Raw genomic sequence first — 12,737 nt, 5'->3', positions numbered from 1 at the left:
TTTCTTACCCGGCCCCCTGTTCAAAAGGCGTGGATAGGCTGCGCCGGGCCGGCCGCGCCGCCGCGACTCGGTGACAGCGACGATACCTCGCGGAATCCTGCGAAAGTCAGGTTGATCTGACATGGAAATGGAGTCATGTTCACCTGACAAAACGTCAGGAGAGCATGACATGACCATTGATACCGCCACAGCATTTCCCACCGTCAATCCGTCGGATGCCGCCTGCCGGCAGTATCGCATCGGCAGCGCCGCCTCCATGTTCGTCTATTGCCTGTCCATCGCCGTGATCAACTGGTCCGGCCTCAATATGCAAGGCCCGTTGCTGGTGTTGGCAGTCCTGGTGCCGCCCGCCAGCATCGCCGTCCAGCTCTGGCTGACCCTGCGTTTCATGGGTCGGGTGGACGAGTTCATGCGGGCGCTGACGGCCAAGCGTTTCATCGTCGCCGCCGCGCTGTCCTTCATCGTCGCCTCGACCTGGGGCTTTCTGGAAGTGTTCCTGAATCTGCCGCACGTGCCGGGCTTCATGGTCTATGCCGTGTTCTGGGTCGCCTTTTGCTTGGTCTCCCCCTTCATCCGGACGACGCGCTGATGCGGAACACCCTGAAAGTCCTACGGGCGGAACGGGGCTGGACGCAGAACGACCTGGGGGAGCGGCTGGGCGTGTCCCGCCAGGCGGTCAATGCCCTGGAGACGGAGAAGCACGACCCGTCGCTGGACCTGGCCTATCGCATCGCCGCGCTGTTCGGCCTGCCGGTCGAGGCGATCTTCATCAATCCCCACCGGCCATTACCTGACCTGGCACCACCGGCATGAGATTTTGACTCATGCCGGTGTGGGCCTCGACCGGGGCCGCCGGGGATTTCCGGGGAGCCGAAGGCGGACTGGAAATCGAGAACAAGGAAGTGGCCGGATGGCCGCGCACGCCGTTTGAGGCAGCTATTCAAAGAGCCCCGCCTGGTAGTCGCGGATGGCGGCGATGATTTCCTCACGGGTGTTCATGACGAAGGGGCCATGGGCCACCACCGGTTCGGCGATGGGCTCGCCATGGCCGAACAGCAGCACGGCGTCCTGTTGCGCGGTGATCTCCACCGCGTCGCCCTCCAGGCTCAATTCCACCAGCCTGTGGGCCGGGGCGGTGCCGCCGCCCACGGAAAGGGCGCCGCGCACGACGTAGAGGAAAACGGTGCGGCCGGCGGCGCCGTCAAAGCGCACGGTGCCGCCGGCGCCCAAGGTCACCGTGCTCATGAACACGCCGGTCAGGGAGGTGATGGGGCCGGTCGCACCGCCCCAGCTGCCGGAAATCAGGTTGACGGTGCCGCGCCCATCCGGCGTGGGCAGGGCGGGGATGGCGTCACGCTGCAGGCCGGTGTAGCCCGGCTCCGCGAACTTCAGCCGGGCGGGCAGGTTCACCCACAACTGCAGTATCTCCAGCGGCCCGCCCCGGCGGCGGAACTCCGCCGGCGACAGTTCCGAATGCACCACGCCGCGCCCGGCCGTCATCCACTGCACGCCACCGGCCCTGATAACGCTTTCATGTCCGGCGCTGTCGGCGTGCGTCAGCTCCCCCTCCAGGATGAAGGTCACCGTCTCAAAGCCCCGGTGGGGGTGGGGGCCGAAGGGCAGGCCGCGGTTGTTGGGCGGATAGACCTGGGGGCCGTGGTGGTTCAGGAAGAGGAAAGGGCTGAGCTGTGGCAGGTCGGGGCCCGGCAGCGGGCGGCGCGTCGTCAGGTCCGCGATGTCGTCGCGATAGGCGGCGTGCAGTCGTTTCAGGGTCTTGAGCGTGCTCATCGGGCCACCCTTGCCGGGCAATATCAAAGGGGACGCAGTGTACCCGCGCCATCGTCGGCCCCACTCTAAGCCGTGGTGCGATGGGGCGATAGGGAGCGCGGGCGGCACGGACCGTTGCCCTGCCGGAACGATGGGCCCTCCACCCCGACGGGACATTTCGGGTTGACCGGGGCCCGCACCTGACAGATGTTAGCGCTATCATATGATTTATAACACCTGCCTTAATAATAACCTTCAGGGGGAATACGGACCATGAAGACGCGCGGGCAGCCCATGCGGGGCGCCACACCGAAATCCATGCGCCCATCCTGGCGCGGCCTGGCCCTTGCCACCCGCCTTAGTGTCGCGGCCGTGGCCCTGGCGGCCTCCGCCTCCACCGCGTCCGCCTGGGCGGCCGACAGCGGCGTGACCGCCCCCGTGGTGGTGGATCAGTCGAACAAGACCCAGGAACAGACCCTGGTGCTGGAGCCCTATGGCCCCAACATCATCCGGGTCACCCTCAGCCTGAAAAAGGACGCGGCGCTGGCGGGTCCCGGCTACGGCATCATCCCCGGCGTCAACACCGCCGGCTGGACGCAAGGCAAGGATGAGCGCGGCGACACCGTGCTGAGGTCCGGCCAGATGTCGGCCACCATCGTCGGCTGGCACCCGTCGCCGCATGCCGTGCCGCCGCAGCAAACCGCCGTGGACATCAGCCGCTATTTCGGTGGCACCACCAACGGCGCCCACATCACCTTCAAGGACGCGTCGGGCAAGACCATCCTGGACTTCACCGGCTGGTCCATGGGCGTCCCCAACTTCAAGGACGGCAACAGCCAGTTGCTGCACGACCGCCGGCCCACGGACGACCAATTCTACACCGTGAACGGCGTCTTCGCCGCCCCGGCGGATGAGCATTACTACGGCCTGGGCCAGAACCAGGAGGGCTTCCTGGACCATCGCGGCCACGTCGTGCGCTGCTGGAACGACTACAACGCGCCGGGCGGGCAGAGCACCTGTGTGCCCTTCATGATCACCAACTACGGTTACGGCCTGCTGTGGGACAACCCGTCGAAGACGACGATCGAGCCGGGCTTCAACGAGGTCACCCGCTGGACGTCCGAGGTCGGCGACCGTGTCTCCTTCTTCGTCATCGCCGGCAAGACGCCGGACGAGATCTACGCCGGCTACCGCCAGCTGACCGGCGCCACGCCGATGCTGCCCAAGTCGGCCTACGGCTATATCCAGTCCAAGCAGCGCTACCGCTCACAGCAGGAGGTGCTGGACGTCGCCAAGGGCTATCGTGAGCGGCACATTCCGGCCGACGTGCTGGTGGTGGACTGGTTCTACTACACCATCATGGGCCAGTTCGATTTCGTGCCGGAGCTGTGGCCGAACCCCAAGGCGATGAACAAGCAGCTGCACGACATGGGTTTCGAGACCATGATCAGCGTGTGGCCGCGCTTCACGTCCGACGGCCGCTATTATGACCTGCTGAAGAAGAACGGTTGGTTCCTGAGCCAGGCGGACGGCACGCCCACCAACGGCCTGCCCTATGACAAGGCCGGGTCGGACATCGACACCACCAACCCCGACGCCGCCAAGTGGTACTGGAACACCATCCGCGACACCATCCTGAGCCAGGGCTTCGACAGCCTGTGGTCGGATGAGACGGAGCCGGATTTGCCGCCCAACGGCAGCTACTACCACATCGGGCCGGGCACGAAGTACTTCAACGTCTACCCGTTGTTCCACACCAGCGCGCTGTATGACGGCTTCCGCCGCGACTTCAAGGACAAGCGCACCGTCATCCTGTCGCGCGACGCCTATCTGGGCGTGCAGCGCAACGGCGCCATCGTCTGGTCGTCCGACATCACCCCCACCTGGGACGCCTTCAAGCGCCAGGTGCCCACCGGCCTGGACTTCGCCGCGTCTGGCATCACCTACTGGAGCAACGACACCGGCGGCTGGCAGTACCTGCCGGAGGAACACAAGCCCGCCAAGGCGCCGCTGCTGGACCCGACGCAGGCGCGCGGCGTGGTCGGTGGCTATGACGACTATCCCGAGCTGTACACCCGCTGGTTCCAGTATGCGACCTTCCTGCCGGTGCTGCGCACCCACGGCAGCCGCCCGGCCAACGAGATCTGGTCCTATGGGCCCGACGCCCAGGCCATTTTGGAAAAGTACGTCAAGCTGCGCTACCAGCTGATCCCGTACATCTATTCCCTGGGCTACAAGACCTATAAGACGGGCGCGCCCTTCCTGCGGGCCCTGCCGCTGGACTTCCCCAACGATCCGGCCGTGACCGACATGCGGGACGAATACATGTTCGGCCCCGCCCTGCTGGTCGCCCCGGTGACGGAGCAGGGGGCGACGACCAAGCCGGTGTATTTGCCGGCGGGCAGCGACTGGTACGACTTCTGGACGGACACGCGCTACACCGGCGGCCAGACGGTGACGGTGGCGGCCCCCATCGACCGCATCCCGGTGTTCGTGAAGGCTGGGTCCATCCTGCCCCTGGGCTCCCCCATCGAGAACACGCACCAGACGCAGACCATCGCCAAGGTGAAGGTCTATCCCGGCGCCGATGGCCGCTTCACCCTGTTCCAGGACGACGGCTTCACCTACGCCTATGAGCAGGGCGGCGGCAAGGTCACCGAGCTTACCTGGACCGAGGCCAGCCACAGCCTAGGCCACACCGGCGCCAAGGGCTGGAGCGAGCCCGACGCCAAGGTGGTGGAGGTGGTGCAGGCCAAGTAAAGTTCATGGGAAAGGGCGGCCGGGGGTGGCCGCCCTTTTCTTTCAGGTTGTGACCACGGTCGTTGAAGCAGCGGTGGATTGGCGGTTCAATGCCGTTCCCCCGCCGACTGATGAGAAGCCCGATGACCGACCTGTCCGCCTTCCCCATCACCCGCCGCTGGCCGGCCCAGCATCCCGACCGCATCCAGCTCTATGGGCTGCCCACGCCCAATGGCGTGAAGGTTTCCATCATGCTGGAAGAGACGGGGCTGCCCTATGAGCCGCATCTCGTCAACATCATGCAGAACGAGAGCTGGACGCCGGAATTCCTGTCGCTGAACCCCAACGGCAAGATCCCGGCCATCATCGACCCCGATGGGCCGGAGGGCACGCCCATCGCCCTGTTCGAGTCCGGCGCCATCCTGGTCTATCTGGCGGAAAAGACGGGCAAGTTCCTGCCCGCCGGCGCTACCGCCCGCTATGAGACCCTGCAATGGGTGTTCTTCCAGATGGCCGCCATCGGCCCCATGTTCGGCCAGGTCGGCTTCTTCCACAAATTCGCCGGCAAGGACTATGAGGACAAGCGCCCCCTGAAGCGCTACGCCGATGAATCCAAGCGCCTGCTGGGCGTGCTGGAGGGTCGCCTGGCCAACCGCCCCTGGATCATGGGCGAGGAGTACACCATCGCCGACATCGCCTGCCTGGGCTGGGTGCGCAACCTGGTGGGCTTCTATGGCGCGGGTGAGCTGGTCGACTATGCCAGCCTCAAGAACGTTCCCGCCTGGCTGGAACGCGGCCTGGCGCGGCCGGCGGTGCAGCGGGGCCTCGATATCCCGAAGCGGCCGGGGTGATCCTATGAGCAGTGGCCCCGTGAACGAGTGGTATGAACCGCCATCGCCTTTCCTTCAGGATTTCATTGCCGAGAAGGTGTCGCTATCGGGAGACGGTGGCGCCGCCGCCTTGGGCCGGTTGATGGATCTGACTATGGATTGTGATCCCATCAACCGCGACTGGGCGGTTTTCTTACTGGCACAGGCTGATATCGACACGCCCGCTGTGCGCGACGTGTTGCTACGTGCAACCGAGGACGAAATCGAAATTGTCCGAGCCGAGGCCATCTTGGGCGTCGCCAAGGTTGATCCTGCCTCGGCCTTACCCCTGGTGCGCAGGGCATTGGTCGCTGAGCATGTGACCATCCCAGTCCTGGAGGCAGCGGCACTTTGCCGCCATCCGTCGCTTATCGACGATTTGCGGGTTTGGGCTGAGCCTTCGAGTGAACTTTCCGTCGATGCGGCGGCAAGGGAGGCCCTAGACGCCTGCCTAAGTTGCTTGGCTGAGACGGATAATTAAATCGCCTCCGCCTTCAGCGCCGCCCGCCAATGGGCGGCGCGGTCCTTCAGTTGGGCGCGGGCGAGGTAGGGGCTTTCCTCCGGCTCCAGCCGTTCCAGCACCTCGAAGGTGAAGGCGTCGGCCCCGTGGGCGGTCCAGGCGGCTTGCAGGCCCCGGTGGGTGTGGCCGCCGTGGCGCAGGCTGAACCACAGCCGGTTCTGGATGGTGTCCAGGGTCGGCGTGGGCCCCACCCACACGGTGTCCGGCAGGGCGGCACAGCGCAGCGCGTAGATGCCGGGCTCATCCTCCCGCTTCTTGTAGTTGGCGATGGCCGCCTTCCTGGCCTGGGCTTGCATGGCGCGATCCTATTTTACCCGGGTGATATTGGGCCTCGATATAATACCCGGGTAAAACAAGGTCAAGGCCGGGCGTGGCCCTGTTGTCGATCATCGGCCCCTGACTTTTGCCGGGGCCGCCCCATATCAGGCATCTGCCGTCCCTCTGGGCCGACCCCGGCGCCAATCGGGGCGGCCGGTGCCCCTAGCAGAAAGGGTCTCCCCCCATGTCCGCTTCCCCCACCGCCTTCATCGTCGGCGCCTCCCGTGGCTTGGGCTTGGCCCTGGCCCAGGAATACCTGTCGCGGGGCTGGCAAGTCATCGGCACCGTCCGTCCCGGCACCGAGCCCGGCCCCCTGCATGAATTGGCCGGCGAGGCCCAGGGCCGCCTGACGGTGGAGCTGGTCGACATCGTCCATGCCGACCAGATATCCAGCCTGCGTCAGCGCCTGGCGGGCAGCCGTATTGACGTGCTGTTCGTCAACGCCGGCGTCACCAACGACCCCAGCGAAACCATCGGCCAGGTGTCGACCGAGGAATTCGTGCGGGTGCAGGTCACCAACGCCCTGTCGCCCATGCGCTGTGTCGAGGTGCTGGGCGACCTGGTGACGCCCAAGGGCACCATCGCCGTCATGTCCTCCATCCTGGGCAGCGTGGCCAAAAACCTCAGCGGCGGGTGGGAGGTGTACCGGGCCAGCAAGGCGGCGCTGAACACCCTCATGCGGTCCTACGCGGCGCGGCAGCCGGCCCATGGCCGCACCCTGCTGGTCATCGCCCCCGGCTGGGTGCGCACCGACATGGGCGGGCCGGCCGCCAGCCTGGACGTATCGGAAAGCATTCCCCGCGTGGTCGACGTGGTGACGGCCCAGGCCGGCAAGCCCGGCCTGCAGTACCTGGATTACCAGGGCAACACCGTTCCCTGGTGAGCCCCCGTCAAGGAGCATCACAGCATGAGCAAGGTCGCCTTCCTGGGCCTGGGCGCCATGGGCGCCCGCATGGCCGCGAACCTGGTCAAGGTGGGGCACGCCGTCACCGTCTGGAACCGCTCCCCCGCCGCCACGGCCGACCTGACGGCGCTGGGCGCCACCGCCGCCCCCAGCCCGCGCGCGGCGGCGGCCGGGGCGGATTTCGTCATCGCCATGGTGGCCGACGACACGGCCTCCCGGGCCGTGTGGCTGGACGACAAGACGGGTGCCCTGGCGGGCCTGGACCCGGAGGCCGTGGCCATCGAGTGCAGCACCCTCTCCCCCGCCTGGGCTGCCCAGTTGGCGGCGGCGGTGACCGCCACCGGGGCGGGCTTCCTGGAGGCGCCGGTGGTCGGCACCCTGCCCCAGGCGCAGGATGGCAAGCTAATCGTCCTGGCCGGCGGTGAGGTTGCGACCTTTGAGACGGCGCGGCCGGCGCTGGCGCCCCTGGCGGCGGCCATCCACCATGTCGGCCCGGTGGGCCGGGGGGCGGTGATGAAGCTGGCGGTCAACGGTCTGCTGGGCATCCAGTTGGCCGCCTGGGCGGAGATGCTGGGCTTCCTGGTCAAGGCCGGCTTCGACGGCGCCGCCGCCCTGGACGTCCTGACCACCCTGCCGGTGGCCAGTCCCGCCGCGGCCACCTACGCCCGCCTGATGCAGGCCGGCGATTTCGCCGTGCGCTTCCCCATCGACCTGATGACCAAGGACTTCCGCTACGGCACCCAGGCGGCGGACGGGCTGAAGGCCGACACCCCCGTGGCGGACGCGACCCTCGCGGTCCTGGAGCGCGCGCGGGAGGCCGGCCATGGCGGGGAGAACGTCTCCGCCCTCATCCGCCTATATACCGGCCGCTGAGGAGGGGCGCGTACCAGCGGCACGAGAGGGTCCCTCGTGCCGCTGTAGCCCGCGACGGCGGGCGCCGGAGATTTCCGGGGAGCCGAAGGCGGACTGGAAATCGAGGAGATGCCTATCGTATCAGGTTTGCGCGGCGGCCGGCTGCGGCTGCGGGCGCGCCGGGCGCTGGGCCAGCACGATGCCCAGCACCACCAGCCCGCCGCCCACCAGGTGATAGGGGTGCAGCACCTCGCCCAGCAGCAGGGCCGCCAGCACGGCGGTGGTGATGGGCAGCAGGTTCATGAAGATGGCGGTGCGGCCCGGCCCCAGGTGCTTCACCCCCTGCATCCACAGCACCGGCGCCAGGATGGATGTCGGGATGCCGGCATAGGCGATCATGGCGATGGTGGCCGGCGTGGCCGGGGCCGATGGCGCCAGCAGATAGCCTGGCAGCAGGAAGACCAGGCCCGCCGCCACCTGGGCGTAAAGCGAGGTCCACACCGGCAAGGGCAGGGGCCAGCGCTTCAGGCAGACGCCATAGGCGGCATAGGCGACGCAGGCGCCCAGCATGAAGGCATCCCCCCGGCCCACGCCGTGCGACAGCAGGCGACCATAATCGCCCTGGCCCAGCACGAACAGGATGCCGGCCAGCGACACCAGGCCGCCCGCCAGGGCCAGGGGCCCGTGCTTCTGCCGCAGCCACACGGCGCTGATCGCCAGGGTCAGCAGCGGCACCAGGGCGACAAAGATGCCGATGTTGGTGGCGCTGGTGCTGGCCGCCGCGTAGTAGGCCAGGCCCTGGTACAGCGCCATGCCCAGCAGGCCCAGGATGACGATCTGCGGCAGGTGCTGGCGCAGGGTGGCCCGTCGCGCCCAGGCGCTGCGCAGGCAGAAGGGCGTCAGCAGCACGAAGGCCACGAACCAGCGGTCAAAGGCGATGACGCTGGGCGGGATGGCGCCGGCCGAGGCCTTGGTCACCAGGTTGTTGCCGGTCCAGATCAGCACGGCCAGCAGGGGAAAGGTCAGGTACAGGCGGGGCGTCATGGTGGCTCGGTCCTTCTGGGGACGCGACCCTAATGCCGGATGGCCTTGGGCTGTAGAGCGACTTTGCGACGGCAGCTATCGGCGCGGCGGCGACCGCCAGGCGGGCCGGACCCAAGCGGGATGCGACAGGGTTTCGATGAAGAAATCGGCCAATGCCTCCACCTTGGCGGGGCGGGCGCGGGTGGTGGGGGTCACCAGGTACAGCCCGCCCAGGGGCAGCGACCAGCCGTCCAGCAGATCCACCAGCCGGCCGTCGGCCAGGTATTCCGCCGCCAGGAACTCCGGCAACTCGGCGATGGCCAGGCCGTCCAGCACGGTGGGCAGCAGCGCTTCCCCATTGGTGACGCGCAGGGGGCCGGTGGGCGTCACGGCCACCTCCGCCCCCTCGGTGTTGATCAAGCGCCAGATGTCCTGGCGGGCGCGGTAGGCGTAGCCCAGGCAGTGATGGGCCGCCAGTTCGCCCGGATGCCGTGGCCGCCCATAGCGGGCGATGTAGGCCGGCGCCGCCACGATGTGCCGGGCGATGGGGCACAGCTGCCGCGCCACCAGCGAGCTGTCGGGCAACACGGCGATGCGCAGGGCGGCGTCGAACCCGTCGCCGATCAAATCCACCACGGCGTCGCTCAGATGCAGATCGACGGTGATCTCGGGATAGGCGCGCAGGAAGGCGGGGAGCAGCGGCGCCACCCAGCGCACGCCGAAGCTCATGGGCACGGCCAGGCGGACGGTGCCGCGGGGGCGGCTGGACAGTTCGCGCGCCGCGTCCTCCACCGCTTCGGCCTCGGCATACAACTGGGACGCCCGCGCGGCCAGGGCGGCGCCCACGTCGGTCAGGGCCAGGCGGCGCGAGGTGCGGTTGAACAGGCGGGCGCCCAGCCTGTCCTCCAGCCGGCTGACGCCGCGCGATACGGTGGCGACCGACACGCCCATGGCCCGGGCCGCGGCGGCGTAGGACCGCTCCTCCGCCACCTTGGCGAACATGGCCAGGCCTTCAAAATCCGGCACCTTGGTCATCACACCAAACCTGCAATGATGGTTTTCAACCCTTTCTATTTTGGAAATACGGGTTTGGCGACATCTTTTGCCCATCAGCCGCCCCCACCCGCTATCGACAACAGGGCGACGATGGACAAGAGACTGAAAGGACATAAGAAATGGCTCGCAAACTCGACGGTAAGGTCGCGGTCGTCACCGGTGGCACCAGCGGCATCGGCCTCGCCACCGCCAAGGCGTTCGCCGCCGAAGGCGCCCGCGTCTTCATCACCGGCCGCCGCGCGCCGGAACTGCAGGCGGCGGTGGCGGCCATCGGCCCCAACGCCATCGGCGTCCAGGCTGACAGCGCCAAGGCGGAGGATTTGAACCGCCTCTATGAGCAGGTGAAGGCCCAGGCCGGCCGCATCGACGTGCTGTTCGCCAACGCCGGCGGCGGCACCATGCTGCCCCTGGGCCAGATCACGGAAGAGCATTACGACGACATCTTCGGCCGCAACGTGAAGGCCGTGCTGTTCACGGTGCAGAAGGCCCTACCCCTGCTGGTGGACGGCGCCTCGGTCATCCTCACCGGCTCGGTCACCGGCAGCACCGGCACGGCGGCCTTCAGCGTCTACAGCGCCAGCAAGGCGGCGGTACGCAACTTCGCCCGCAGCTGGACCCTGGACCTGAAGGAACGCGGCATCCGCGTGAACGTCATCAGCCCCGGCCCCATCCGCACGCCGGGCCTGGTGGACCTGGCCGGCCCCGACGCCGCCCAACAGCAGGGTTTGCTGGACTACATGGCCAGCCAGGTGCCGCTGGGCCGCGTGGGGGAACCGGAAGAGATCGCCAAGGCCGCCCTGTTCCTGGCCTCCAGCGACAGCAGCTTCGTCGCCGGCGCCGAACTGTTCGCCGATGGCGGCCTGGCTCAAGTCTGATGCGCAGGGCATTTGATCTTGATCGATCAAATGCCCTTCCTCAGGCGGTGGGCGCCACCATCCGGTGGCTTGGCTTACGGGCCTGACCGGCCCGGGTCGGCAAGTCGCCGGCTTAAATCCCGAGAAGTGCGTGCGGCCCCGGGGCGACCCGGGGCTGTTCGCCCTGGTCAAACTGGCCCCTCCGGCGGGGCGGCGGCTGGTGTATCAAGGGGACGAACTTCAGATCGGGAACCCGGACCCATGCCCTATCTCTGGCTGGAATCGCTGCATGCCGCCGCCGCCGTCACCTTCGTGGCGGGCCTTTTGGCGGCGGCCCTGCTGCTGGCCTTCGTGCCCAGCGCCGATGCGCTGTCGCCCGCCTTCTGGCGCGCGGCGCGGGCCTGGCACCGCTGGGTGACGGGGCCGGCCATCCTGCTGGTCTGGGGCCTGGGCCTGACCCTGGCGGTCAAGGGCGGCTGGCTGCCTTCCGCCGGCTGGCTGTGGGCCAAGTTGGCCATTGTCACGGCGCTGTCGGGCCTGCACGGCGCCCAGGCCGGGGCGCTGCGCCGGCTGACCAATGGGCAACAGCACCGGCGTACCGGGTTCGGCCGCTTCATCCCTGCCTTGATCGTTCTGTCGGTGGTCGGCATCCTGTTCCTGGTGATCGGCAAGCCATTCTGAGCCGCGATGAAGCGACGCGGGCCAACACGTCGCGGGGTGGGCGGTCCTGTTGTCATAAAGTCGTCAGATTCCAGGCCATTGACGCTGGCCGTCCCCACCCTGCATCACAGGAGACGGGCGGCGGCGGGCCGTCCCGCTTCCGAAAGGACCATGGATGGGCACGCGCGCGGCGTCGGACATCAGCGAGGAACATGGGCTGATCTGCGGTTTCCTGATCCGCAACGGGGTGGTGACGCCCGTGCCCTGGCCCCGTATCGCCGACGCGCTGGCGGAACCCGATGGCCTGGTCTGGTTGCATTTCAACCTGGTGGATGTGCGGGCGCGGCAGTGGATCGAGGCCATGCCCACCCTGCCGCGTGGCGCCCGCCAGGCGTTGCTGGGCCAGGACAGCCATTTCCGCCTGGAACCGGTGGGGGAGGGGCTGACCGGCGTGCTGGCCGACCTGCACCACCGTTTCGACGATCCGGCCGGCGGCCTGGGGCAGCTGCGCCTGTACATGGATTCGCGCCTGGTCATCACCGCGCGGCGCCAGCCGCTGATGGCGGTGGACCAGTTGCGCCGCGCCGTCGCCCAAGGCCTGGCGCCCACCGGGGCCATCGACCTCATCGCCCACCTCATGTTCCACCTGACCGACACCGTGGCGGCGGAGGTGAGCGAGCTGGCCAACGACGTCGACGATGTGGAGGACGCCCTGCTGGCCGACCGGCTGGAGGATGAGGGGGAGAAGCTGGGCCGCATCCGCCGCACCGCCGCCCGCCTGCGCCGCCATTTGGGCCCGCAGCGCACGGCGCTGAACGTGGCGCTGGGCCGCCTGCCCGGCTGGTGCGGGGTGGAGGATCAGGCCCGTTTGCGACAAGGCATCGACCGGCTGGACGGTGTCGGCCAGGACCTGGACCTGGTGCAGGAACGCGCCCGCCTGTTGCAGGACGAACTGTCCAACCGCTTCAGCGAGGCCACCAACCGCAACCTCTATGTCCTGTCCATCGTCACCACCATCCTGCTGCCGGTGAACCTGATCACCGGCATCTTCGGCATGAACGTGGGCGGCCTGCCGTGGAGCGGCCACGACGCCGGCTTCCTTTGGGTTTGCGGCGTCATGATCTTCACCATCGTGGCGTCCCTGGTGGTGCTGCACTGGCGGCGGCTGTTCTAAG

The 12,737-nt window shown here is 68.0% G+C and carries 14 protein-coding genes; 10 read left to right on the top strand and 4 right to left on the bottom strand.

Annotated elements, in window-relative coordinates; all coding sequences use genetic code 11:
• Positions 1-169: 169 nt before the first annotated feature.
• Together UCD39_RS19335 and UCD39_RS19330 are read left to right on the top strand one after the other, a co-directional pair.
• Positions 170-589: a hypothetical protein gene (locus UCD39_RS19335; RefSeq protein WP_330497460.1), complete on the top strand. Its 420-nt coding sequence runs from the start codon at positions 170-172 to the stop codon at positions 587-589.
• Positions 589-813 carry a helix-turn-helix transcriptional regulator gene (locus tag UCD39_RS19330; protein ID WP_442943676.1) on the top strand — a complete coding sequence of 75 codons (225 nt, stop codon included), beginning with the start codon at positions 589-591 and terminating at the stop codon, positions 811-813. Before UCD39_RS19335 ends, UCD39_RS19330 begins: the two co-directional genes overlap by 1 nt.
• Positions 814-936: 123 nt before the next feature.
• Here the strand turns inward: UCD39_RS19330 and UCD39_RS19325 are convergent, their stop codons facing one another.
• A complete protein-coding gene (locus UCD39_RS19325) occupies positions 937-1,788 on the bottom strand; it encodes a pirin family protein (RefSeq protein WP_330497459.1) in 852 nt (283 codons plus the stop codon).
• 252 nt (positions 1,789-2,040) lie between these two features.
• On the opposite strand from UCD39_RS19325, the gene UCD39_RS19320 reads away from it, so the two are divergent.
• The 3 genes from UCD39_RS19320 to UCD39_RS19310 all read left to right on the top strand — a co-directional run bounded on the left by UCD39_RS19320 (position 2,041) and on the right by UCD39_RS19310 (position 5,856).
• A complete protein-coding gene (locus tag UCD39_RS19320; protein WP_330497458.1) occupies positions 2,041-4,527 on the top strand; it encodes a glycoside hydrolase family 31 protein in 2,487 nt (828 codons plus the stop codon).
• A 122-nt stretch (positions 4,528-4,649) separates the two neighbouring features.
• The gene (locus UCD39_RS19315) at positions 4,650-5,357 is read left to right on the top strand and encodes a glutathione S-transferase N-terminal domain-containing protein (protein WP_330497457.1); all 708 of its coding nucleotides are present in this window, start codon (positions 4,650-4,652) and stop codon (positions 5,355-5,357) included.
• A 19-nt stretch (positions 5,358-5,376) separates the two neighbouring features.
• The gene (locus UCD39_RS19310; protein WP_330497456.1) at positions 5,377-5,856 is read left to right on the top strand and encodes a HEAT repeat domain-containing protein; all 480 of its coding nucleotides are present in this window, start codon (positions 5,377-5,379) and stop codon (positions 5,854-5,856) included.
• On the opposite strand, the gene UCD39_RS19305 is transcribed toward UCD39_RS19310, so the two are convergent.
• Positions 5,853-6,191 (bottom strand): GIY-YIG nuclease family protein, encoded by a 339-nt coding sequence (locus UCD39_RS19305; protein ID WP_330497455.1) that lies wholly within the window; start codon positions 6,189-6,191, stop codon positions 5,853-5,855. The genes UCD39_RS19310 and UCD39_RS19305 overlap by 4 nt on opposite strands.
• A 206-nt stretch (positions 6,192-6,397) precedes the next feature.
• Here UCD39_RS19305 and UCD39_RS19300 point away from each other — a divergent pair, with 206 nt between their 5' ends.
• Together UCD39_RS19300 and UCD39_RS19295 are read left to right on the top strand one after the other, a co-directional pair.
• A complete protein-coding gene (locus UCD39_RS19300; protein ID WP_330497454.1) occupies positions 6,398-7,096 on the top strand; it encodes an SDR family NAD(P)-dependent oxidoreductase in 699 nt (232 codons plus the stop codon).
• A 24-nt stretch (positions 7,097-7,120) separates the two neighbouring features.
• Positions 7,121-7,990 carry an NAD(P)-dependent oxidoreductase gene (locus tag UCD39_RS19295; RefSeq protein ID WP_330497453.1) on the top strand — a complete coding sequence of 290 codons (870 nt, stop codon included), beginning with the start codon at positions 7,121-7,123 and terminating at the stop codon, positions 7,988-7,990.
• 120 nt (positions 7,991-8,110) lie between these two features.
• Here the strand turns inward: UCD39_RS19295 and UCD39_RS19290 are convergent, their stop codons facing one another.
• Both UCD39_RS19290 and UCD39_RS19285 read right to left on the bottom strand, forming a co-directional pair.
• Positions 8,111-9,013 (bottom strand): DMT family transporter, encoded by a 903-nt coding sequence (locus tag UCD39_RS19290; protein WP_330497452.1) that lies wholly within the window; start codon positions 9,011-9,013, stop codon positions 8,111-8,113.
• Between the two features lie 75 nt (positions 9,014-9,088).
• Complete coding sequence (locus UCD39_RS19285; protein ID WP_330497451.1) at positions 9,089-10,027, bottom strand: LysR family transcriptional regulator; 939 nt, start codon at positions 10,025-10,027, stop codon at positions 9,089-9,091.
• Between the two features lie 140 nt (positions 10,028-10,167).
• Here UCD39_RS19285 and UCD39_RS19280 point away from each other — a divergent pair, with 140 nt between their 5' ends.
• The 3 genes from UCD39_RS19280 (at position 10,168) to UCD39_RS19270 (ending at position 12,736) form a co-directional block, all read left to right on the top strand.
• Positions 10,168-10,923, top strand: a complete 756-nt coding sequence (locus UCD39_RS19280) for an SDR family oxidoreductase (RefSeq protein WP_330497450.1) — start codon at positions 10,168-10,170, stop codon at positions 10,921-10,923.
• A gap of 240 nt (positions 10,924-11,163) precedes the next feature.
• Positions 11,164-11,583, top strand: coding sequence for a CopD family protein (locus tag UCD39_RS19275; protein ID WP_330497449.1), 420 nt, complete (start codon positions 11,164-11,166; stop codon positions 11,581-11,583).
• A gap of 154 nt (positions 11,584-11,737) precedes the next feature.
• Positions 11,738-12,736, top strand: coding sequence for a transporter (locus tag UCD39_RS19270; RefSeq protein WP_330497448.1), 999 nt, complete (start codon positions 11,738-11,740; stop codon positions 12,734-12,736).
• Position 12,737 lies beyond the last annotated feature (1 nt).

Source organism: Nitrospirillum karajorum (genome assembly GCF_036348415.1).
In the GTDB taxonomy this organism is placed as follows: Bacteria; Pseudomonadota; Alphaproteobacteria; order Azospirillales; family Azospirillaceae; genus Nitrospirillum; species Nitrospirillum amazonense_B.
Note: the sequence above shows the minus strand (reverse complement) of the source record. Positions and strands in the feature narration are given on the sequence as shown.

Coding starts and splice junctions, on each gene's coding strand:
- UCD39_RS19335 (WP_330497460.1), top strand. CDS start 170: ATGACCATTGATACCGCCACAGCATTTCCCACCGTCAATCCGTCGGAT.
- UCD39_RS19330 (WP_442943676.1), top strand. CDS start 589: ATGCGGAACACCCTGAAAGTCCTACGGGCGGAACGGGGCTGGACGCAG.
- UCD39_RS19325 (WP_330497459.1), bottom strand. CDS start 1,788: ATGAGCACGCTCAAGACCCTGAAACGACTGCACGCCGCCTATCGCGAC.
- UCD39_RS19320 (WP_330497458.1), top strand. CDS start 2,041: ATGAAGACGCGCGGGCAGCCCATGCGGGGCGCCACACCGAAATCCATG.
- UCD39_RS19315 (WP_330497457.1), top strand. CDS start 4,650: ATGACCGACCTGTCCGCCTTCCCCATCACCCGCCGCTGGCCGGCCCAG.
- UCD39_RS19305 (WP_330497455.1), bottom strand. CDS start 6,191: ATGCAAGCCCAGGCCAGGAAGGCGGCCATCGCCAACTACAAGAAGCGG.
- UCD39_RS19300 (WP_330497454.1), top strand. CDS start 6,398: ATGTCCGCTTCCCCCACCGCCTTCATCGTCGGCGCCTCCCGTGGCTTG.
- UCD39_RS19295 (WP_330497453.1), top strand. CDS start 7,121: ATGAGCAAGGTCGCCTTCCTGGGCCTGGGCGCCATGGGCGCCCGCATG.
- UCD39_RS19290 (WP_330497452.1), bottom strand. CDS start 9,013: ATGACGCCCCGCCTGTACCTGACCTTTCCCCTGCTGGCCGTGCTGATC.
- UCD39_RS19285 (WP_330497451.1), bottom strand. CDS start 10,027: ATGACCAAGGTGCCGGATTTTGAAGGCCTGGCCATGTTCGCCAAGGTG.
- UCD39_RS19280 (WP_330497450.1), top strand. CDS start 10,168: ATGGCTCGCAAACTCGACGGTAAGGTCGCGGTCGTCACCGGTGGCACC.
- UCD39_RS19275 (WP_330497449.1), top strand. CDS start 11,164: ATGCCCTATCTCTGGCTGGAATCGCTGCATGCCGCCGCCGCCGTCACC.
- UCD39_RS19270 (WP_330497448.1), top strand. CDS start 11,738: ATGGGCACGCGCGCGGCGTCGGACATCAGCGAGGAACATGGGCTGATC.